Here is a 206-nt window from a genome sequence, read left to right on the forward strand (position 1 = left end):
TTAAGTTTACTTAATTTTGGCACAGTCAATTCATTACCATTCTGTTGGAATGGTAATAGCTTTAGAATTACATGTTTACTTCGGTAAATATTAGTTTTGAAGTCAGTATTCGTTGAGTCACAAAATCTTAAATTGAAGAGTTTGATCATGGCTCAGATTGAACGCTGGCGGCAGGCCTAACACATGCAAGTCGAGCGGAAACGACA

At 36.9% G+C, this 206-nt stretch carries 1 rRNA gene; it reads left to right on the forward strand.

The features are described from left to right. Nucleotides 1-129 precede the first annotated feature (129 nt). A 16S ribosomal RNA gene (locus H5300_RS27695) occupies nt 130-206 on the forward strand; the annotation flags it as partial.

It is taken from the genome of Vibrio sp. SG41-7, from assembly GCF_014164465.1.
In the GTDB taxonomy this organism is placed as follows: Bacteria; Pseudomonadota; Gammaproteobacteria; order Enterobacterales; family Vibrionaceae; genus Vibrio; species Vibrio splendidus.